The sequence below is a fragment of the Congregibacter litoralis KT71 genome (genome assembly GCF_000153125.2).
Classification (GTDB): domain Bacteria; phylum Pseudomonadota; class Gammaproteobacteria; order Pseudomonadales; family Halieaceae; genus Congregibacter; species Congregibacter litoralis.
Genome location: NZ_CM002299.1, coordinates 2,681,816 through 2,703,159, shown reverse-complemented (window position 1 = coordinate 2,703,159; position 21,344 = coordinate 2,681,816). Strand labels below are relative to the sequence as shown.

Genomic DNA, 21,344 nt, shown 5'->3' with positions numbered 1-21,344 from the left:
CGGTCTTTGGCCGCATTGCGGCGGTAGAGTCTTTACGAGTCGCATTCGCGCTTAGCAAACATCTCAGTGAGGGCTGTAGGCTTCTAACTCTATTTCTATCATGAACTCAGGCAGAGCCAATCCTTTTACCTCCAGCCAGCTGCCTGTTGGAAACTCTCCTTTGTAAATTTTGTTTCGATAATCACCCGAAACCTCAAGGAAGGCTGCCATATCCGTAGTAAACACGTTCTCGACAATTACATTCGAGAATCCCAGTTCATAGTGCTCGAGGACTTTTTGTAGATCGGCATAGACGTTAATCATTTGCTGCTCGATGTCCCCAACCGCAGTGGGGCTTCCATCATCATTCATGCTGACGGCGCCAGAGATCTTCACATCGTTGCCGATTTTTACAGCGTGAATGTAGCCGTAGGCCTTCTCTACCTCCGGACGAAGGGAGAAATACTCAGGCTTCAACTCTTCACTCTGAGAGACGAGGCTAATGCAGGCCAGGGTCATAAAAACGAATAGTTTTAGATACAAGGGTTTTCTCCTCAAGGGATAAGATAAAGACGCGCTAAACGGTGCGACAGAGAAGCCTAGGATTTAATCGATTGCGGCTTACAAAAGCAAGTGGTTCTCAAAGGAGCAGGTCTCTGCTTTCGTTGTTTACGCCGCTCTACAGTAAGCTCTGTTCGTCTGGCAGGCGACTTAAACCTTGTGCTCTAATTGTCGTCACCATGTTTCCCAATAGTGATGCAAAAGAGACAGTCGATGATTCTTCGAAGCCTAACAGCGCACGTAAAAGACCAGAATTGGTTCGCGGTGTGGGTGGATTTTGCCATCGTTGTTATTGGTGTTTTTATTGGTATTCAGGTTTCGAACTGGAACGAGCGGCAGGCGGATAAACGAATTGGGGAGGAATATGTTGCGCGTATTCTGCTTGAGCTCGATATCACGGAGGAAACATTTCAACGGAACCTGGACTTTTCTGAGTGGGTCATTGATTACACCCTGCGTGCGCTTGATTTATTGGAGTTTGAGTCAGGGGACCTTGATGCCGAGTTCGTTGTTGCCAGTTTCATCGCGGCGCACGAAATTGTTGGTTATATAAAGCGCGATGTTTACGACGAACTGCTGTCTGTCGGCTCTCTCAACAAGATTGCGAACCTGGAAGTACGTGAACGTATCCAGAATTTCTATCAGATCGAGCAAGATCTGTTTGATATGGGCACGACGGAAAACACCTATCAGTTCGACTTGCGCGGCGCCTTGCCCCACGACGTCATCATGATCCTGCGAAAGTCCTGCAGCGCAAGGTACACCGATAAGCTGGGGACGATATCGCGACTTCCCAGGACTCAGGAGGATTGCATGTCGGCATTATCGTCAGAGCAGCTATCGCGTGCCCTCGCTAACCTCGAGGCCGCCGATATACGCCGCAGTCTGCGCCAGGCGTTCGGCGACTATCAGAATAAGCAACGGGATTTCATGGATGTGCTTGAGAAGGTGCGTGAGCTGAAGGGCTTCCTTAAAGGCCAGCTTGCTCCGCTCCCGTCCTAATGAGTGAGTCGGGTCCTCCATCGCTGAACGGTGTCCTCAACACCCATCAGGCCTGAAATGGGCTCAACTGAATGGATCCGAAATGCCCTGCGTAGGCGTGAATCGCGGGAGAACCGCCCAGGTGCATGAGCAGCACCTTTGTGTTCCTGTCCAGGCGTCCATCCTCGATCAACTTTAAAAGCCCATGAACTGCCCGGCCCTCATAGACGGGGTCGGCGATTAAGCCTTCTTTGCCAGCCAGGAGGCGAATGCTGTTAATGATCTCCTCATCGGGCGCTCCGTAATCATTGTTGCTGGAGGCGATGATCTCGACGTCCTGCGCGTTAACGCGTGCACTTAGGTCCAACTCCTTTAAGGCCGCGTTGGCCAGCTCCAGCACTCTCGCTTTCTTTATGGCTACTTCACCATCATCAGATATGCCGACGATGCGGGTCTCTATGCCCAAAGCGGCAAATCCCGCCAGCAGTCCCGCCTGGGTGCTACTGGAGCCCGTGCAGTGCACAAGGTAGTCAAAGCGGATGTCGGCTGCATCCATCTGCGAAGCAATTTCCGCAGCACACTTGATGTACCCAAAACATCCGAGTCGATGCTCCGACGCGCCGCCGGGTATCAGGTAAGGCTTATGACCCTGCGCCCGGAGAAAGGCCATGAATTCGTCGAGGGGACCCTGATCCTCAATCGGTCGCTCCGTTTCATCCACGTACAGATCCGCGCCTATAAGATGACTTATCAGTAAGTTGCCCACTATTCGGTATTGAGGACTAGCATCTTTGGTCCACGCATAATGCAGCAGTGAGCATTTGAGACCGGACTTGGCTGCGGCGGCGGCAGTCTGACGCGTATGATTCGATTGAATCGCCCCAACGGTCACCAACATGTCGGCGCCTTTGGCCAGCGCGTCTCCTACCAGAAATTCCAGCTTGCGCGTTTTGTTGCCGCCTCCTTCCAAGCCCGTGAGGTCATCTCGTTTCATCCAAAGCTCGGGAACACCAACCGCCGCTGCGAAATTGCTGAGGGGGTGCATTGGCGTCGGTAAGAGAGCCAGCGGCATGTGGGGTAGGGCATCTAAACGGGCTTTAAGTTGGTGCAGTGCATCCGCGTTGGTCATTTCGGCGTCCTCAGGGGGGGAGGTTTATAGTGCGCCGATTCCGGTTGAATGTTAGAGGCTGTCTGAGGAGCCGTCGTCGCAATTCTGATTTTGCATCATATTCTTCAGCAGCGCATGTTCGCCGATGAGGTTTTGGTACTCTACGACCTCTACTCAGAGTCAGCGCGTGAGCTTGCAGTCGCGGTTACGGTCTCTTCAACTGATTAAATTGGCGCGGTGATGGATCAACAGAATTTCTTTATCGGTTTTGCGCAATTAGCATTGGTTTTGACAGGCTTTTCACGTCATACAGCCGTCAGGAGTAATCGACCTTGATTCTCGCTAAATTTGCTAACGCGGTACGCGGTCACGACTGGTTTACCGCACTGATAGAACTCATCCTTTTGGTCATGGGTATATTCTTTGGCTTTCAGTTAGACCGTTGGAATGACGAACGTCTGGATCGCGAAACGGTCAGTGAATATCGTTCACAGCTCATCAACGATCTGGAAGTCGAGCGCAGCGATATTACCGCGCTCATTGCGTATCACGAGTCTGTAAGAGACTACTCGGAACTCGCTCTGACCGCCTGGGATGAAGAACCTCAAGCGGGACCAGAAGAGCTTGTTGTCGCGCTTTATCAGGCGTCAAATGTTCTGCCCTTCACTTCTGCGCGCGGCGCGTACGATGCCCTGTCAGCGAATGGTCTCATCGATCTCATAGGCGATCTGGGCCTTCGATCCAGGCTGGCGTCATACTATGGGCAGGGGACGGATCGATTTTTTGAAGAGGAAAAGCGTTACCGCCGAGAAGTTCGTGGCGTGATGCCGATCCAGGTGCAAAGGCGTGTGCTCGATACCTGCGTTGTTTTATCGACGGACAACGCGATCAGCGAGACTTTTAGCAGTGAATGCAATCTGGAGCTAGAGCCTGAATACCTGAGTGAGGTACTGGAGTCGATCAGGCAGCATCCCAGGCTGCTCTACTACCTGCGCGAAGGCATATCAAGAGATTCTGTTTTTATATACCTCATGAATGCAAAGTTTGAATCGCCACCAGTTTGCTAGACACCTTTCAGCCATACAAAATGGCTATCAGAGAGGTGTTTATGAGCAACAAGCGTTACCCCGAAGAATTCAAGAGAGAAGCCGTTCGCCAGATCACGGATCGCGGCTACAGCGTGGCGGACGTGGCCAGTCGGCTGGGCGTGACGACGCACAGTCTGTATGCCTGGGTGAAGAAGTACGGGCCGGCTGCTGAGCAACATCGAGTGGAGGCTGATGATCAGGCCGAGATTCGTCGGCTACAAAAAGAGCTTAAGCGTGTCACGGAGGAGCGTGACATTCTAAAAAAAGCCGCGGCGTACTTCGCGAGCCAATCCGAGTGAGGTACGCTTTTATTCAATCCCATCGCCACCAGTTGCCGGTGCGGCATCTGTGTTCTTTGCTTAACGTTCACCCCAGCGGTTTCTATGCGTGGCGTCGACAGCCGCTATCGGCTCGCGGTTGTGAGGACAAGCGGCTCTCTGGCCTGATCAAGCAGTTCTGGCTCGAGTCCGGTGCTGTGTATGGCTATCGGAAGATCCATCGTGATTTGCATGAAATAGGCGAGTGTTGCGGCCCCAACCGTGTCCACCGTCTCATGAAAGACGCTGGAATCAGGGCGCAGGTTGGATATCGCAAGCCACGGCATAAGGTTGGCAAAGCGCATGATGTGACGCCTAACGTACTGCAGAGACAGTTTAATCCGGCTGCGCCGAACGAGCGATGGGCGACCGACATCACCCATATTCGGACCCACGAAGGCTGGTTGTACCTGGCCGTGGTCATCGACTTATTCTCGCGCCGGGTGATTGGCTGGTCGATGCAATCACGGATCACGAGCGATCTGGTTCTAGATGCCTTGTTGATGTCGGTGTGGCGTCGCAAGCCGGTGAGCAAGGTACTTGTTCATTCGGACCAGGGCAGTCAATACACAAGCTATGACTGGAGCGCGTTTCTACGCGCAAACGGCCTTGAGGGCAGTATGAGCAGACGCGGCAACTGCCATGACAACGCAGTCGCTGAAAGCTTCTTCCAGCTACTGAAACGCGAGCGCGTGAAGCGCAAGATATATCCGACCCGGCAGGATGCCCGGGCCGATATCTTTGACTATATCGAGATGTTCTACAACGTCAGACGCCGGCATGGCTCGAACAGCCTGCTGTCACCTGTAGACTACGAACAGCATCACGAAAAACAGCTGGAAAGTGTCTAGAGAACTGGTGGCGATTCAGTTAGAGTTTTTAAACAGGCTATTAGAAGAGCTACGGTCGGTCTGAGTGCAATGCTACGCGACGTAGAAGACAAGCATGAAACCAACGATTGCCCTCATTGGGCTGGTTTTTTCGACGCTGGCAGTCGCAGACGATAGCGGCTCAAGGGGTTTCCCCGTTCTTGAAGGTCCCTACATGGGGCAGGAGGCCCCCGGCATGCGAGCTGAGGTCTTTGCGCCTGGTGTGATCTCTACAGAAGCCTCCGAGCGCAGCCGCGGGTTTTTAGAAGTGCAGTTACCAGAAGAACGTTTAAATCCATGAGTTCTCGGGTGCACTTGGGTTCTAGCAGATTGCGAGCCCCGAAATGACCTGACGCAGGCTTCGCAAATTGTATGTTTTGGGGCATTCACAGCAACTGCGCGACATGTCCGTTGTCCGTCCAACCTAGACTTTTGCTTCCGGGGTCTAAGCTGGCATCTGATCAGATCAGGTGCTGACAATCGAAACTCGGCCGATACCATCTGGCGTTAGTTTCCAGAGGCTCGTAAAAGTCCTTATGCTAAAAGAATTCAAAGGCCCCTTCGGGCGGGAGCATTAAAAATGCCGCATGAGAGTTTCCTTATTGGATTTGCACAGCTCAGCCTAATCGCGACTGGCTTTCTATCAGTGCTTTTCGTTTTCATGGCGCCCGAAGGTGGTGGCTCCCGTGTCAACACGTTTCATGCGTTTCCCGTACTTATGGGAAGTCTAATTTGTTTTGTGGCATCTATACTGCCACTGCTTCTGACTGCTTATGGATTTGAGGGTAGGGTCCTGTGGTGGTGGGCCAGTGTTGCAGCGTTTGGTTTAGGAACAGGCTTCTTTGCGGTGGGTGGTTGGTTGACCATCCAGTTGACCAAAGCGGAGTTCAAAGAACTAGGGCCGATTCATGTGATCGCGGCATATGTGCCGGGGACGGTCGCAATGTTGCTGCTCGCGTGGAACATCTTTGGTGATGTTCGTAGCGGGCATTACCTGACGGCGCTTGTGCTCACGTTTTTGGCGAGCTTGATTGGATTTGTAGCATTTGCGATACAAAAAGTATTCTACTGGTGAGTCTGGCTTCGAGCCGATTACGCCCCGGGGATTCTGAGATGCTTACCCGATCTTAGGACCGTCTTTAGGCGTTATGAGACATCGCTAGAGACCGCTTCCGCCTAGGAGCTGAAGTTCGGGCTCATGTTTAGTCGGTTTCTACTCTCGATCCGAAGCGGCCATCCCGCCCTTGTAGTACATAGCGCAAACCCTCGTTGCCGATTCGAACTTGTGCTTTCCCCTTCCCTCTACCAGTTTGCGCCACTATTGACCGCTCAATAGCCCGCCACCGGAATCCGATGACCGCGCTCATGCTTCCCGCATTCGCAGCAGACTGAGCCCAAGCCAAAGAAACCAAACAATCTGTGAGAGCCCAAACATATCGGTAAACATATCCAAGGGGAGGGTCGTTGCAAGGCCAAAAGCGCCGACAAGACAGCCCAGGCTGTTCAACGCCCTCGGCAATACCCCGTATTTGAGACCGAGCAGACTCACGCCAGCTACCCATAACCCACCAACAAGTTCGTTACCGCCACCCAGACTGTCGCCGAGCATCGAGACAACTCGCCATAAGTGGAAGGCGGCCTCCGAGCTGTCGGGCAGAAGGCCGACAACATGCTGCAGGCCCGTGACATAGATCATTCCACTAGCCATGACGAGCCCAACCCAAACTGCGCCAAGCAGCGAAGTGAGTGACGCTGCTGGCCCGTAGGGGCTTAGCAAGTCATGCAATCCGGCAACCATGACAGCCAGCAAGGCTCCGAACAAAATATAGATTGAGCCATAGGCGATAGAGACGGCCAGCTGATTCTCATCTAAAAACCGGAGTCTTTCTTCCTGAGTGCCCTGCGACGGGTAATCGAAGAACGCGCCAAAATAAACGAAAGCTGCAATGTAAATAAGGGCCATCGCGAGTCCGGAAAAGCCTGCAGCGGAGCGTAGACTAATCATCGGGACTTCAGTGCCCGCTACGCGATGTGGATTATAGTGTGTCAAAGTGAACTGCTCGCGTCCTGTAATTGACGCGTTACACTAACGCATTCCGGTTGATCTCAAATACTAACCCGCGACAAACTGATTCGATTTCACGATAGACGACTGCCTCTGGCCGAAAGCAGCCGTTAACGTCATGGTGATTCTTCCCCACGCTAAAGACCGCCTTGAGGTGTTCTGAGCCGTCATTAAAGATCGCCTCCGCCTATTTTGAGTCGTTAGGGCAAAATTGCAGCGATGTCCGCTTTCGACCCGATGCCGACTCGGATTCAGACTTCACGAACCCTCTGCCTCTAGCAGTCCAACCATTTCCTCAGCAACCAGCGCTGCGGACGGCAAAAACATGGACGAGACGATCCGTTGATCCATGACGACTGCATTTTTGTCTGCCAGTGTCTGCTTGTTCTGAGCCAGCGCGCCATTCTTAAGAAGCTGGTCCTCAACGAGGAAAGGCAATAACTTGCCTTGCTCAGCCCAAGGCTTTGAGCGCTCCGTCGAGTTAGGAAATCCAGCGACTCGCTTGTCTTTAACCAGATATACGCCATTGCTCATCGTGGCATTGGCGAAGCCACCCGGGCCATGGCCACAGCCGCCCACAACACCCCCGGATTCGTAGACCTCACCGATGATGCTCATCAATTTCTCATTGGAAGCGACGTCGAACAATGTTCCGTAGCCTCCACCGACGTAAACGGCCTGATACTGATCGACGTCAACCTCACTAGGTTTGAGTGTATTTGCCGTTTTACCCAGAAAGTTCTGGTGCGCAATCGCATAACTACTGATCCCAATAGGCTCCATCATAAATTCGACGCGACCACCCTGAGGCGACACAAAATCGACTTCATAGCCATGGATAACAAAGATGTGGAAGGGCGGCGCATACTCCCATAAGTTGTTGCGGGCATCGTGTTGCTCAGGGTCGCCCATATGAAGCACGTTTGAAGCCACGAAGAGAACTTTCTTTTGGGCTTCAGCGAATGCTGGATTAGGCGCGAACCATGCGGCAAACAAACAGAACGCGATTGATAAGGTATGTGTTTTTCTCATCGAAAGGTCCAAGTTGAGGAACCTCCTGATTCTCGTTTTCAGCCAAGGGAAAGTGGAGCCGGGCGTGCTAGCCGACTGCGCGTTGTTGTATCTCGAGGCGAGATCTTAGCGCGAGCGACTCAACATGCCTTGGAAGTTTAGATAAGTTGAACTAATTTTGCGCCAGATGGCGGCTCCTGGCCGAAAGCAGTCTTGAAATCCTCTTCACTTGGCCTTCACCGACCGGCCGCTTTGAGGTCAGACTGTGTCAAAACTCGCCTCGGTACTTCTCGCACCGATTTGCTGCGCACAGCAGAACCGCTCGACTCACTGAGAGGCCCTTGCGGCGTCGCAGATTTCCTTGGCAGTTATTCGGTTTTCAAAGCGCGTCGCTCAGAATCGCGCACACGCGGCCTCAGATTATAGATTTCTAGGCGCAAAATGAGGCTGCTTAGCCCCTTATCGCCGCCATCAGCGGCACAACACCAAACATCTGCAACATCCGTTTGAGGTTGTAGGACAGGACATGCAGGCTCATCTCCGTGCTGACGTGTTTGAGCGTCTTCATCTGGAAGTGCGTCGGCCCCAACCAGGACTTGATCGTGCCAAACGGGTGCTCCACCGTGCTGCCGCGAATGCGCATGCAGTTCGACAGACGGTCCACCCGATCCTCCATCGCCTCCAGTATCTCTTCATGTTCCCAGCGACCCATACGGCGTTCCTTGCCCGTCGTGCATTTTGGCTTTAGCTCGCACTGCGGGCAGGCCGACGACCAGTAACGACGCATCGAATGCTCTTTTGAGTTATCTGTGAACCGATAGATCAATCGCTCGCCGGCAGGACATTCGTATTCGTCGTCTTCCGGCTGGTAGACAAAGTCTGCTCGAGCAAACAGTCCTTTGGCCTGGTTGTTCGAGGTTTGAGTCTTGGGCACGTAGGTCGTAATGCCAGCGTTCTCGCAGGCCAATATCTCGGCCCCACTAAAGTAACCGCGGTCCGCCAGTACCGACAGGTCCTCGCGGTCGGTCGCTTCTTTGGCTTGGAGCGCCATGTTGGCCAATTGCGAACGGTCGTGACCGATGTTGGTGACTTCGTGGGCTACGATTAAATGGTGCTCTGTATCCACAGCGGCCTGTACGTTGTAGCCGACAATCGCTTTGCTGCGCGCTGCGGTGGACATTACGCGTGCGTCAGGATCAGTCAGGGATATCTGTTGGTCCGGTGTTGCCAGCATCCGGACCTCCAGCTTTTTTAGTGCCTGAATCTCCTCCTTGAGCGCCGCGATTTTACTTTCCAGTCGATCGGTCTTGGTGTGACTGGCCTCACTGTCGCGCCGGTCGGCGCTGGCGATCTGATCCAGATAGCGGGCGATGCTGTCGTCGATCTGCTCCAGGCGTCTCTTGATCTTGGCTTTGCTGAAGTTGCGATTGCGGTTGTTCACCGCTTTGAACTTGCTGCCATCAATCGCCACAAAGGCATCGCTGAATAAATTGAGCTTGCGGCACAACATGACGAACTCTCGACACACCAGGCGAATGGCTTCACCGTTGTTCTTGCGAAAGTCAGCGATGGTTTTGAAGTCCGGCGTCAGTCTGCCCGTTAACCACATCAACTCGACATTGCGCCCGGCCTCGCGCTCTAACCGGCGAGACGATTGGATGCGATTGAGGTAACCGTAGATATAGAGCTTCAGCATCATCGCCGGGTTATAGGCGGGTCGACCCGTGACGGCGGGAATTGTTTTGAAACCCAAACCGGAGAGGTCCAGCTCATCGACGAACACGTCGATGACGCGAACCGCGTTCTCTTCTGCGATGTAATCGTCAATGCGTTCAGGAAACAGCGTGGCCTGTGATCGGCTTTCGCCCTCGATGAATCCACTCATGGCAGCAACTCTTCAGCGAGAAAGTTGAATCATATCTCGGTGAGAAGTTTTCACACAGTCTGAGGTGTTTTGAGACATCGCTAGCGACCGCTTCCGCCTACGAGCGGTCATCGGTAGGCTGGATTGACAAAGGTCCGCTTCCGACCCATAAGTGATACCACACCACCGTTCAATGCTACAAAAAGCGCGGTGTTCTCTCTCTGTACTGCACGAATGCTTTGCCATATTTCTTGGTCATCCATGGGTCTTCCACCCAGGGTGCGACGATATATAGTGCAGCCCACAACGACAGCAACACAGTCACTTTCCACGACGGCACCACAATCGCCCAACCCACCATGCCAATGATCGATGCGAGATAGATAGGGTTTCGGCTAAATCGATATACGCCTGACGTTCGAAGGCCATCAGGCTTGCCAAAGGCATTTCGCCAGCCGAGATAGTTTGTCCAGAAAAGGGCGCAGCCAAACCCGATAATGAATAAGGGTAGCCCAGCGTACAGGCGGTTTTTTTGTCGGTTCAAAATCAAGTGCCGATACCGTTAACAACCCATAAAAGTAGCTGCGAAATAGGACCCGAAATGCTGTGTGCTGCCAACCCTCTGCATTGGGTGGCGGCCAAGAGGAACGGTGCTTTTTCACAATGCCAAACAAGGTCAGTCCCGCTATCGCCAGCATTGCCGAAGTCGAAATCGAGAACATCCAGAGTGACACGTCATCCTTCATATGTCGTATCAAACGCCGTATGTCATCATGAGCGTGTGAGCGGGTCGCCGAACGACCGTTCGAAAATTAGAACGGATGATCGGAGATGTAGCGCCGCAAAAATTCTGCACTCACTCTAGAACCGACATGCATGCCATTCAAAGGCTGATTCGAACTCCGACATTGGCGATGAATCCATCGATTGGAGCCCAAGCATCGACTGTCCAACGACCATTGTTAGCCTGAGACGGGAGCAATAGCGGATCCTCTTTCGTTTGTCGGACATCCAAAATGTTCTCTAGATTTAGGAACAGGCGGTATCGGCCCAAATACATCTCTCCCAGAAGTCCTACATGTATGTAGGGTTCGCTTTCGTCCCGGTAAGGATTGTCTTCGAGCGTCTGCTCACCAACGTAATAGACCTCCAGACCAACGCGTCCCTTGTTTTCAGCTTCCCAAATCGACACCAAGCCTGCGGAGTGCGTTGGGGTTAGCGGCACTGCACGGTTCATTGGGCTATCTAACACGGGCTCTCGGGTGTCGAGATAAAGATAATTTGCAGTGATCGTGAAGTCGCCCTGACGCCATCGCCCCATTGCTTCTAAGCCTTTCGTTCGCGTTGTCCCTTCCTGATTAGTCAGCCGCACACGATCCGTCCCCGCGTCTTCTAAACGAACCGCATCCTCAATTGCAGATCCGAACAGCGTGAGGCTAGTCTCGAATTCGCCGGATGTGTAGCCGACATCGAGCGAAACCGTTTCTGCGGTTTCCGCTACCAGTTCAGATAGCGGCTCAAGCCGTGAAAGCCCCGTTGCCTCTGTTTCTTCGATAAATGGCGTTGGTGCGTAGAACCCACGCCCCCAAGAAGCGCGAATTGACCATAACCCTGGTCGATACTGGAGAGATAGGCGCGGACTGAATTGGTCTCCAAAGTCACTATGATTATCCCATCGAGCGCTAGCAGCGATGCTAAGCTGATCGTTGATATCTCTGTCTAACTGACCAAACACTGCGGGCGACTCGTAACTGTAATCGAAGCTGGGAAAAGCATCGGAATCATAGCGATCTGCTTGGTATGCAAGCCCGGTGACCCAAGTTGTCATGGCCGAGTCCCCCGTTACCGAGCCCTCGATCAGGGTCGTGCTGTGCGCATCGCTTTCTAGGAGTGTGCCAAACTGATGATCATGTTGCTGGTTCGTCCCAGAAGCGCGCAGTTGAGCTAACCCCCAATTGCCTAGAGGCTTTTCGAACGTTGCGCCTAGGTCAAAGCGCTCAGTGTCTTGGTTTAGGGGGTAGGGTTCTCCCGTGGGTAGCGTATTCCCACTACTCGTCCCACCTCGCCGCGCCTCGGTCATCGCGCCCATAGTGAGATACGCGCGTCTGCCATCGTCTCCATCGTAAAACAGCCTTGGTCGGATGCCGAAGCGGTCGTAGGCGGCCATATCAACCCAACCGTCATCGTCCAAGTCCTGCGCCGACTGGCTATTAATAGTCGTTAAGAGCGATCCACCCCAACTTGGGCTGAATTGCCGCGAAAAGTAACCTGAAACGTCTTGAGCATCTCGCGAGGTCGCGTTAACGATAACCTCCCCCTCGGGCTCGTCAGTTGGCCGCTTGGAGACTAGATTGATGACTCCGCCGAGGGCTTGGCCCCCATAAAGAGCTGATGCCGCCCCTTTAATTACCTCCACCTGCCGTAGGTCGCTTGGCGGAATTTGTAGTAGGCCCAGTGAGGAAGCCTGTCCCCCGTAAAGTGGCAATCCATCCGCCAGTAACTGAGTATAACGACCGCGCATTCCATAGGTGCGTATGTTCGCTGAGCCTAAGGCTGGCGACGTGACTTGCACTCGCAAACCACCAGTTGGGTTCTACCCCGATTTTACGGACACTTCAAAGAAGCCCGATAATGGGCAAAAGGAGTGTTTATGTCCAAGAGAAGGAAGTACAGCCCAGAGTTTAAGCGCGGTGCTGTGCAGCAAGTTCAACAGCCTGGCGTAAGCTGCGCACAGGTGGCTCGGGAGTTGGGCATCGGGCCCAACTTGCTGACCCGCTGGAAGCGTGAGGCCGAATTGGAGGGTGCCAGGGCCTTCGGTGGCACGGGCAATGCGCGCGATGAAGAAGTTGCACAACTGAGGCGCGAGCTGGCCCGGGTGAAGAAGGAACGCGATTTTTTGCGCGAAGCGGCAACGTTCTTTGCAAAGGGATCGTCCTGAGGTACCAGGCGATTCAGCGTTGTCGCAGTGAATTCCCCCTCCGCATGATGTGCCGGTGCCTAAAGGTGTCGCCTAGCGGCTATTACGACTGGGAGAGGCGTTTACCCAGTGATCGGCATGTCGACAACGAGCGGTTGCTTAGGCGTATCCGCGAGATCCACGAAGACAGTCGAGGTGCCATTGGCGCCCCGCGCATGCATGAGGACCTAAGCGATGCCGGTGAGACTGCCAGCAAGAATCGCATTGCTCGCCTTATGGCACGCGATGGCCTACAAGGCTGGCCTCGTAAGAAGAAGCGAGGTCAGCGCGGCAGACCGGGCTTACCGCCGCCAGGCGTGCGTAATCTTTTGGAGCGAGATTTCAACGCATTGGAACCGGAGACCAAGTGGGTCACCGACATTACCGAGTTCAAGACGGATGAGGGCAAGCTGTTTTTGTGCGTTGTCGTCGACCTCTTTAACAAGATCGTAGTGGGTTGGTCGATGCATCATCGTCAGGATCGCCAAATGGTTCTTAGAGCGATTGAGATGGCCTTATGGCAACGCCAAGGCGGGTGGTCTGTCATTCTGCATTCTGATCGCGGTACGCAATTTCGCAGCGGCGATTACCAGCGGTTTCTCAAGCAAAATGCACTGGTCTGCTCAATGAGCGCCGTGGGTCATTGCGGTGACAACGCGGCTTGCGAAGGCTTCTTTGGTCTTCTGAAACGGGAGCGCACTCACCATACAAAATATCGGACTTTGGATATCGCTAAAGCAGATATATTTGACTACATCGAGCGATTCCATAATCCTCGCATGAGACGAAGAGTGGCAAGGCAAGACCTGAAGTTTTCAGGCGTTTTAAAACCGTCCGTGGAATCGGGGTAGAACCCGTTTCGTTGAGCATCATAGAGATGTTGCCAGGACGCATCGATATCTTTTCGTCGACCTCTTCTTGAGATAACACCTCAACTCTGAGGGTTTGATCCTGTACGCGCCGCCCAGATCGGGTAGCTTGAACCACTATCTCTTCAATCTCATTAGCCTGAGCCTTGGCCGCATCGCCAAAAGACATCGCTGATAGGCAGAGGGTAAAAAGGTACATGGCACGCAATTCAGTAAAGCGAATCCACGATATGTCTGATCTGTCCTTTCGCAATGCTAGATCCATCGAGCAGTACTCCTACGGTAGGTTTCAAAGTCTTTGCCAAAGCGGCGCGCGAGCTCTTGTTCTTCTGGAATGATCTGTAAATAGTTGATCGCCAACACGAACAGTAGCGGCGAAGTGAAAGCCGCTACGTTTTGTAGTAAGAAGGCAACTCCGACTAAGACTGCTGCCATAGCGAGATACATAGGATTACGCGAGTAACGATACAACCCCGTCTGTACCAATCGGTTGGCTTCTGACGGCGACATCGGATTGACAGTGGTCTTAGCTCGGATGAACGCCACTACCGAAGCGGCGAGGCAGAAGCCGCCGAATGCTATCAGGGCCCAACCGAAAACCCCTAGAGAGCTAGAGTGGTAGGCAAGCTGTGGTATGGATTCGGCAGCCACGTAGCCGATCAAGGCACAGGCAAGGAGGTACGCTAGCGGCGGGGTTTTAAGTTTCACCCAAATGCCTCATGTTTTTTTGAAGAGGCTTTCCGATCAGACCGGAGTTCGAGTAGGGCCTGACTAAAGATAGCTGAAGACGATTTTAGGAACAGACAAGCCAGCAGCGCACCGACCACTAAATCCGGCCAGGCCGACCCGGTCCACGCAACCAGCCCGCCGGCTGCGATGACGCCAACGTTGCCAATAGCGTCGTTCCGCGAGCAAAGCCAAACGGATCTGACGTTGCTGTCTCCATCGCGCCACTTCAGCAGAATGAGGACGCTCGCCACGTTCGCCAGCAAGGCCAAAAAGCCAATGCTGCCCATTGTCTGCGCGTCTGGGGTCATTCCCTCAAAGTAGCGAATGGCGGTAAGTACCAAGATGAATAACGCCATTGCCCCAAGCGAGGCTGCCTTGAATAGCGAGGCTAGAGCGCGTGTCCTTACTGCAGCGCCTATCACTAAGAGGCTCAGCGCATAGGTCACCGTGTCGCCGGCGAAATCGAGAGCATCCGCCTTTAGCGCTTGAGAATTGGCGACAAGGCCTGCAGACATCTCGATGCCGAACATCACGGCATTGATCGCTATCACTGCCCAAAGCGCTCTTTTGTATCCAATAGATCCACCTTCAAAGGGTGGGGACTCACAGCATCCAGACATCGACCTGGCTCCTTGACTAGTTTGGCAATGCGGGAGATTCTAAGTCCTACAGCGACTGTAGAATCAAGCCCTAAGTGCTAGGTGTGTCATGAAACTGATGCCTATCGGAAAATTGTCAAAGCTTGCTGGCGTAAAGATAACGACGATTCGTTATTACGAGTCTATCGGCCTTATCAGTGAGCCCCTTCGAAGCGACAGCGGGCGGCGACTCTATGCTGAAGAAGCGGTGCAGAAGCTTTCCTTCATTAGGCACAGCAGAGACCTTGGCTTTTCGATAGATTCCATTGAGGGTCTGTTGGAGCTTCAGTCTCGGCCTGATCAAGACTGTTTGGACGTTGAACGTATCGCGCGTGGCCAGCTAGGAGAAGTCCAAAAGCGGTTGATTCAATTGCAAGCTCTGGAATCCGAGCTCAAGCGGATGATCAAAGGGTGCAGTGGTGGCGTTGTCGGAACCTGTAAAATTATGGCCGCGCTGAATGATCATGAAGAATGCCAATCTGATGAGCATGAGCGAGTTCTATCGCTGTAAATTGATGCGTTTGGCTAACGCTTTGAGCACTCCCTTTTCTTTGAATCGCTGAACTTCCGCTCCGTAGCCGAACGCGGTCTTAAAAAAAACACGTGATTTGACCTTCACCGACCGGCCGCTATGAGGTGTTTTGAGAAATCGCCAAGGACCGATCTCGCCTATTTTGAGTCGTTGGGAGAATCTTGGGCCTTCGCCCCAACCGCCACTCCAAGCCAACATAGCTACATGTTTCCAGCTAGCAGAAGTACTATGTTCGCAGACGACTTCTCATCGGCTTCCGAGAACATCGATTGAAATACACCGAGCTTAATGACTTCATACAAACGATTGCTACGGTTGGCGCAATTATTGGCCTGCTGGCTGTTGGGTATGAGCTACGGCAGGGTCACAGAATTGCACTAGCAAGCCAGTATCAGGCGCGTGCAGAGGCCACTCAGGAGCTGTTCCTCACGATGATGGAGTCAGGAATCGTTCCTGACCCCCTTAAAAGTAGCGTTGATAATGAAGCGAAAGCGCAACGAGTTAATCTGTGGCTTTGGCTTTGGACGCAATACGACAATCACTTTTATCAGCACGAGGCAGGATTTCTGGATGAGGAAGCATGGGTCGCTCAGGTGAGTAATATTCGAGAGTTGTATGGCCTGTGCGAGGGGCGTTTTGTTTACGACTGGCGAAAGGCTGGTCTGAGATCTAGTTTCATCGCTTTCATCGAATCGAGCGACGATCCCTGCGAAATCAGCGACTGACTGTTATCGAAAACCCGCCCAGGTTAGGCCATCTGTTTATGGCCGAAAGTGGCTGTAAAAATAGTTGAATTCCCCCTGAGCTAATGACCGCCCTGAGATGTTTTGCGACATCGCCAGGGACCGATCTCGCTTATTTTGAGTCGTTCACAGCATCCCGAGCCAAGGGCCGCTGTCGAACCGCAATGGAAAACTGATAGGCTCGCTCGCTTTCGCACGCAAGATCATGACTCGTATAGAAAGCTAGCCTTCAGTCCGGTTTCCAAGAAAACTTCACTTTCTCTTTACATGCTTCCGAGCTCAATTTTTATGAGCTTCAGAGCGGTCTCGGCGCTAGCGAACTCTCTCTCCCACCAATAGAGTCGAAGAGTACGATTGCGAAGTATTACCTGGAGATGAGGCTCGGCCGATTTCAGTTTTTCCCAATCGTATGCCTCCACTATCTGGCTAGGATCGTAGCTTTTGTCAGCACGGAACCAAACAGCTTCTTCAATAACTCCCTCATCGCGCTTCTTTAGCGCCTGGTCGAGGAGTGTGAGGTCGGCTTCTCTTTGGCGGGCATAGTCATTCAGCGCTTTTCGTAGCTCAGGGTTCCGGATGCGAGATGCGAGATAGCGTGCCCGTCGCGACAAGCTCATCGTATGTAGGTGCCATTTCGGTTACCGCCCATGCGATGACGCTTCCCGCGATCTGATCCTGAAGAGCTGCCGTGAGCCCTGGGTCCACACCGGATCGAATTGTGGAGATAAGTTCACCCACCTGCGCGGCAGATGCACGGTACATGGGCATGCGTCTCTCACCGAAGGCAACGATCTCCTCAAAATCATCCATCAGTCGCGACAGTAGAACCTCGTCCCGCGCTTGTTGAATCCGTGCCTCGTTCCAGTTGGCAACTTGGATACCGATGAACACACCGACCACGACAATCAGGAGGTCGATGCCTACCGCAAACCAGTTCTGATCGCGCACATGCTTGGTGATGCTACGCAGCAGCATTGGGATTACCTCAATTTGGCGTTTATTGAGGATACAACGAGATTGCGTTGTATGGTCTCTTCTGGCCTAAAGCCGTGGTAAAAACTACGTGATTTGGCCTTCACGGACCGGCCGCTATGCAGTGTTATGAGACATTGCTACAGACTGCGTTCGCCTATTTTCAGTCGTTGGGAGAGTGTTGAGCCAACCACTGATTTCGAGCCATAACGCTCGCTATTTGAGCCGGTTCTGAGCGTTAGTTATCGGGATAGCAGCCGTACCCCTTGGTGTATCACTCAGGTTCTATTGAGCGCGAGTATTGCTCCGCAGCCATGATGACTTCCGCTGCGCGCTCTAACGTGACTGTCTGCCAATCTAGAAGCAGTTCGACGCCGCGTAGACAATTCAACGCCCCAAGATACAACTCCAATGATTCAACTTGACTAGATAGCTGCGACTTAAACAGCGAGCCCTCGGCGAATCCGCCGTTTCTTGCAGCGTTAGTTACATCGTGGAGGGGTGCGCCATGTAAAAACAAATAGTCCAGAATTACCGGCGTCGCTATATCCAGCCTGTCCGCTTGAATCCCCCAATCGCGCAACGCGCGTTTCAGTGCCTGAGACTGGATGATGTTTATCTTGCCCGTGCTCAGTAGTTCTCTGTAAGCAGGAGTGCTTATGGCGGGCGACAACAGGCTTATCCCCAAGGAGCGCTCCGCGACAGTTAGAGCCTCCTGTTCACTAACACCGCCGCTTACTTCGTTGATAAGTTCCTGGAGAATCTCCTTGTCTTTCTTGTAGGTCAGCAAGTTCTGGTTTAGCTTTCCTTCAAGCTCCTTGAATTCGGCCAACAGCCTTGAAACGAGAACGCTCTCCTCTTGCTGCGTGAGCCTTGAAGAATTCCAATTTGCGACCTGAATACCGATGTAAACGCCGATCACGACAATACAGAAGTCGATACCGACGGCAAACCAGTTTTGATTGCGCACATGCTCTGTAACGCGTCGTAGCAACATTGGGCGGCTCCACATTTGACAGCTTCGAGCATACAGAAGTCTTCGTAAAATCGCTGCACCTGAACGATAGCGACGGCCCAACCTAGGCTGCGCGGCCGTCCGCTTTGAGGTGTTCTGAGTCATTGCTAAAGACCACTACCGCCTAGTCGACCCAAACGTGACCTTCATAAAACAAGCTCAAGCGAATCATGGGAGCGACATACCGCTTAGATTCGCCTTCTCGCGTCTGGTCGATCGCTATAAGATGACGCTCTTTGTTTGGGGGCGATGCCAGCCACCCAAATTATAAATTGATGAGGTACTGCGAATGAGCGGGTGGAAGCATTGAAGGTAAATAAGCTTGGCGCAGGTATTGCGATTGGAACCGCTGTTGGGGCGGGGATCGGCGCGGCTATGGGTAATTATGGCGCAGGCATTGCCATTGGAATTGCAATCGGCGTAGCCATCGCCGCGTCCGGGCAAAATACGGACGAATAGATTTACTCGCTGGGTTGATACCAACATCTGTTTCTGGCCGTAACCCGTCGTCACAACCAACTAATTTCGTCTTCAGCGACGGGCCGCATTGAGGCGCTTCGAGACATCGCGAAAGATTCTCTCCGCCCATGACCGAAGGCCACTACGTACCGTTCACTGTATCATCGTTGGAATACTCGGGCGGATACGGAGCCTAAAGATCTGTGATTTTAAAAAGACTGGCAAGCTCAATATCCAGACAAGACTGGTTTGCGGTATGCCTTGAAGTCCTGATCGTGGTGGTGGGTATCTATCTTGGCTTACAGGCGAGTGAATGGAGCCAGGACCGGGACGACCGCCAGGCCGAAATTGCTTACCTTGAAAGAATCGTTGTTGACCTGCGTTCTTCCGAAAAGCAGACGCGAATAGATGCTGACTTTCAAAGCCGACATGCAGGCTATGGCGGCTTAATCATTGACTCTCTTGATACCTGCGAGTTGAGTTTGAACAACAGAAACGATTTTGCCAGCGGCATATATTTGGCCGGCAAGTACATAAACGCCACGTTTGTTAAGGCAACGATCGAAGAGCTACTGTCATCGGGTCGCGCCACGTTGATTCGTAACGCCGAACTGCGACAAAAGCTTATCGAATTGCTGAGGTTCTATGATGAACATCTTTTTTATATGAGTGATGTTCAGCTTCGAACGGCCCCTCACGTCAATTACATCGACAGCGTGGTTCCGGTTACGGTCAGGGAAGCAATCGGTGGTGGCGTGAACATCACCTGGGACCGCCTCCGTACGAATTTTGAGGACATGTGCAATGACAAACGACTGTTATCGGCAGTAATCGCAACGACAAACTACACCTGGGATTCCACCGATTCTTTGTACACCTGGGCTGAGCGCCTATCGACGCTGGGTGGCGAGGTTAGGGCTGAACTTGCAACTCTGCGCAAATCAAAATGAGGGCGGTTCGTTTTTTGAGTTTGTAGCGTGTTGGTGGCTGAGCCAATGACCGATGATCGGATCGCACCATAACGGTGAGCGAATTAAGTCCGTGAGACCTTAGACGCAGAGCGCATTGCCGTGACATTGCGGACCCAAACAAACGGGCGGCGTACTGTCTCCCTGGCCCTTTGCTATGATGCGGCCCGTTTCTACAGAGCATGTTTTCATGAGCACGACTGATTTCGCGGCGCTACCTTTGTCGCCTGCGCAACTTGAGGCGCTGGCGGCCCTGGGGTACGAGCATATGACCCCCGTGCAGGCACAGAGTATTCCGCTGTTGCTGCAGGGTAAAGACGTCATCGCCCGCGCACGCACGGGCAGCGGCAAGACCGCCGCCTTTGGTATTGGCTTACTACAGACCATCAATCCCCGCTTTTTCGGGGTGCAGGCTCTGGTGCTGTGTCCAACGCGGGAACTCGCCGAGCAGGTGTCGGGGGAGTTGCGACGTCTGGCAAGCCGCATGGCTAATATCAAGCTCGTAACCCTTTGTGGTGGCAAACCCTTCGGGCCGCAGGTGGGCTCCTTGGAGCATGGCGCTCACATCGTGGTAGGCACCCCCGGTCGCATTCAGGATCACCTAGGTCGTGACACGCTAAAACTGGATGGCCTCAAGGTGCTGGTTCTGGACGAGGCCGACCGCATGTTGGACATGGGGTTTGCCGACAGCATGGAAGCCATCGTCGCCAAAACACCCAGGTCTCGTCAGACGCTGCTGTTCTCGGCGACCTATCCCGAAAACATCCGCAAGATGAGCGCCTCCATACAGCGGCAGCCAAGCATGGTGACCGTGGATGAGGAGGTCGCTCACAAAGAGGAGGTGATAGAGCAGCTGTTTTATGAGGTGCAAAAGCACGAGCGGCACACCACGCTCCTTGCACTCTTCGAGCACTACACGCCGGCAAATGCGGTGGTTTTTTGCAACACCAAAAAGCAATGCGATGAGGTTGCCAGCGTGCTCCGAGACTACGATATCGAGGCCCGAGCGATCCACGGTGATCTCGATCAGCGCGAGCGCGATCAGGTGTTGGTGCAGTTCGCCAACAACAGCTGTCCCGTTTTGGTGGCCACCGATGTGGCAGCCCGGGGTTTGGATATCAAATCCCTGGCCATGGTGATCAATTACGAACTGCCCCGTGACCCCGAGGTCTACGTCCATCGTATCGGCCGCACGGGCCGGGCAGGGGAGACCGGCCTCGCCATGAGCATCGTGATCCCGTCAGAGACGCACCGAATAAGCAAGATCGAGGAGTTTCAGAGCCAGCCCTGCGCCTGTGACACGCTGCCGTCCCTGGACCGGAATCCCAACTATGAGCTCATGGCTCCCATGGTGACCATTCAGCTCGATGCGGGGCGCAAGCAGAAGCTGCGACCCGGCGACATCTTGGGAGCACTCACCGGCGATGCAGGCTTAGAGGGATCGCAGATCGGAAAAATCGCCATCTTCGATCAGTGGAGTTTCGTTGCCATCGAGAGAGCCGCATTGCGCCAGGCGATGAACTACCTGGCCAACGGCAAAATCAAAGGCCGCAGTATTCGCGCGCGGAAGATCCGCTAGAGCGGCAGTGTGACTTCGAGTCCGCAGTTTCAAGCGCTAGG

The 21,344-nt window shown here is 53.3% G+C and carries 22 protein-coding genes; 11 read left to right on the top strand and 11 right to left on the bottom strand.

Going from position 1 to position 21,344, the window contains the following annotated elements:
- Positions 1–63: 63 nt before the first annotated feature.
- A complete protein-coding gene (locus tag KT71_RS12375; RefSeq protein WP_023659724.1) occupies positions 64–522 on the bottom strand; it encodes a RidA family protein in 459 nt (152 codons plus the stop codon).
- 231 nt (positions 523–753) lie between these two features.
- Between KT71_RS12375 and KT71_RS19750 the strand changes: the two genes are divergently transcribed.
- Positions 754–1,542: a hypothetical protein gene (locus KT71_RS19750; protein ID WP_008295049.1), complete on the top strand. Its 789-nt coding sequence runs from the start codon at positions 754–756 to the stop codon at positions 1,540–1,542.
- A 46-nt stretch (positions 1,543–1,588) separates the two neighbouring features.
- Here the strand turns inward: KT71_RS19750 and KT71_RS12365 are convergent, their stop codons facing one another.
- Complete coding sequence (locus KT71_RS12365; protein WP_023659723.1) at positions 1,589–2,650, bottom strand: 1-aminocyclopropane-1-carboxylate deaminase/D-cysteine desulfhydrase; 1,062 nt, start codon at positions 2,648–2,650, stop codon at positions 1,589–1,591.
- A 311-nt stretch (positions 2,651–2,961) separates the two neighbouring features.
- Between KT71_RS12365 and KT71_RS12360 the strand changes: the two genes are divergently transcribed.
- The 4 genes from KT71_RS12360 (at position 2,962) to KT71_RS12340 (ending at position 5,978) form a co-directional block, all read left to right on the top strand.
- On the top strand, positions 2,962–3,696 hold the full coding sequence (locus KT71_RS12360; RefSeq protein ID WP_008295051.1) for a hypothetical protein: 735 nt from the start codon (positions 2,962–2,964) through the stop codon (positions 3,694–3,696).
- A 41-nt stretch (positions 3,697–3,737) separates the two neighbouring features.
- Positions 3,738–4,885, top strand: a protein-coding gene (locus KT71_RS12350; protein WP_169729177.1) for an IS3-like element ISGpr2 family transposase whose coding sequence is annotated in 2 segments (ribosomal slippage) — positions 3,738–3,975 and positions 3,975–4,885 — 1,149 coding nt in all. Because the reading frame shifts where the segments join, the coding sequence is not laid out codon by codon here.
- Between the two features lie 94 nt (positions 4,886–4,979).
- Entirely contained in the window at positions 4,980–5,204 is a 225-nt protein-coding gene (locus KT71_RS12345; RefSeq protein ID WP_023659722.1) for a hypothetical protein, read from the top strand.
- Between the two features lie 279 nt (positions 5,205–5,483).
- Positions 5,484–5,978: a hypothetical protein gene (locus KT71_RS12340; RefSeq protein ID WP_008295053.1), complete on the top strand. Its 495-nt coding sequence runs from the start codon at positions 5,484–5,486 to the stop codon at positions 5,976–5,978.
- Positions 5,979–6,266: 288 nt separating this feature from the next.
- Here the strand turns inward: KT71_RS12340 and KT71_RS12335 are convergent, their stop codons facing one another.
- The 5 genes from KT71_RS12335 to KT71_RS12315 form a co-directional block, all read right to left on the bottom strand.
- Positions 6,267–6,866, bottom strand: a complete 600-nt coding sequence (locus KT71_RS12335; RefSeq protein ID WP_023659721.1) for a Domain protein of unknown function — start codon at positions 6,864–6,866, stop codon at positions 6,267–6,269.
- 360 nt (positions 6,867–7,226) lie between these two features.
- The gene (locus KT71_RS12330) at positions 7,227–8,012 is read right to left on the bottom strand and encodes a type 1 glutamine amidotransferase domain-containing protein (RefSeq protein WP_238549419.1); all 786 of its coding nucleotides are present in this window, start codon (positions 8,010–8,012) and stop codon (positions 7,227–7,229) included.
- Positions 8,013–8,430: 418 nt separating this feature from the next.
- Positions 8,431–9,864: an IS1182 family transposase gene (locus KT71_RS12325; RefSeq protein ID WP_008295056.1), complete on the bottom strand. Its 1,434-nt coding sequence runs from the start codon at positions 9,862–9,864 to the stop codon at positions 8,431–8,433.
- 175 nt (positions 9,865–10,039) lie between these two features.
- Complete coding sequence (locus KT71_RS20130; protein WP_169729155.1) at positions 10,040–10,387, bottom strand: methyltransferase family protein; 348 nt, start codon at positions 10,385–10,387, stop codon at positions 10,040–10,042.
- Positions 10,388–10,726: 339 nt separating this feature from the next.
- A complete protein-coding gene (locus KT71_RS12315) occupies positions 10,727–12,415 on the bottom strand; it encodes a TonB-dependent receptor plug domain-containing protein (protein WP_169729154.1) in 1,689 nt (562 codons plus the stop codon).
- A gap of 78 nt (positions 12,416–12,493) precedes the next feature.
- Here KT71_RS12315 and KT71_RS12305 point away from each other — a divergent pair.
- Positions 12,494–13,650, top strand: a protein-coding gene (locus tag KT71_RS12305; protein ID WP_152025179.1) for an IS3 family transposase whose coding sequence is annotated in 2 segments (ribosomal slippage) — positions 12,494–12,734 and positions 12,734–13,650 — 1,158 coding nt in all. Because the reading frame shifts where the segments join, the coding sequence is not laid out codon by codon here.
- A 273-nt stretch (positions 13,651–13,923) separates the two neighbouring features.
- Here KT71_RS12305 and KT71_RS12300 read toward each other — a convergent pair.
- Together KT71_RS12300 and KT71_RS12295 are read right to left on the bottom strand one after the other, a co-directional pair.
- On the bottom strand, positions 13,924–14,376 hold the full coding sequence (locus tag KT71_RS12300; RefSeq protein ID WP_008295059.1) for a methyltransferase family protein: 453 nt from the start codon (positions 14,374–14,376) through the stop codon (positions 13,924–13,926).
- Positions 14,373–14,948 (bottom strand): cation efflux transmembrane domain-containing protein, encoded by a 576-nt coding sequence (locus tag KT71_RS12295; protein WP_008295060.1) that lies wholly within the window; start codon positions 14,946–14,948, stop codon positions 14,373–14,375. Before KT71_RS12295 ends, KT71_RS12300 begins: the two co-directional genes overlap by 4 nt.
- 157 nt (positions 14,949–15,105) lie before the next feature.
- Between KT71_RS12295 and KT71_RS12290 the strand changes: the two genes are divergently transcribed.
- Positions 15,106–15,546, top strand: coding sequence for a MerR family transcriptional regulator (locus tag KT71_RS12290; RefSeq protein WP_008295061.1), 441 nt, complete (start codon positions 15,106–15,108; stop codon positions 15,544–15,546).
- Between the two features lie 290 nt (positions 15,547–15,836).
- Complete coding sequence (locus KT71_RS12285) at positions 15,837–16,292, top strand: hypothetical protein (protein ID WP_008295062.1); 456 nt, start codon at positions 15,837–15,839, stop codon at positions 16,290–16,292.
- Positions 16,293–16,874: 582 nt separating this feature from the next.
- Here the strand turns inward: KT71_RS12285 and KT71_RS12275 are convergent.
- Positions 16,875–17,285 carry a hypothetical protein gene (locus KT71_RS12275; RefSeq protein WP_008295064.1) on the bottom strand — a complete coding sequence of 137 codons (411 nt, stop codon included), beginning with the start codon at positions 17,283–17,285 and terminating at the stop codon, positions 16,875–16,877.
- Positions 17,286–17,556: 271 nt separating this feature from the next.
- Positions 17,557–18,279 carry a hypothetical protein gene (locus KT71_RS12270; RefSeq protein WP_008295065.1) on the bottom strand — a complete coding sequence of 241 codons (723 nt, stop codon included), beginning with the start codon at positions 18,277–18,279 and terminating at the stop codon, positions 17,557–17,559.
- 315 nt (positions 18,280–18,594) lie between these two features.
- Between KT71_RS12270 and KT71_RS20780 the strand changes: the two genes are divergently transcribed.
- The 3 genes from KT71_RS20780 (at position 18,595) to dbpA (ending at position 21,303) form a co-directional block, all read left to right on the top strand.
- Entirely contained in the window at positions 18,595–18,756 is a 162-nt protein-coding gene (locus tag KT71_RS20780) for a hypothetical protein (protein ID WP_008295066.1), read from the top strand.
- 203 nt (positions 18,757–18,959) lie between these two features.
- Positions 18,960–19,706: a hypothetical protein gene (locus tag KT71_RS12260; RefSeq protein WP_023659717.1), complete on the top strand. Its 747-nt coding sequence runs from the start codon at positions 18,960–18,962 to the stop codon at positions 19,704–19,706.
- A gap of 208 nt (positions 19,707–19,914) precedes the next feature.
- Positions 19,915–21,303: an ATP-dependent RNA helicase DbpA gene (gene dbpA / locus KT71_RS12255; protein ID WP_008295068.1), complete on the top strand. Its 1,389-nt coding sequence runs from the start codon at positions 19,915–19,917 to the stop codon at positions 21,301–21,303.
- Positions 21,304–21,344 lie beyond the last annotated feature (41 nt).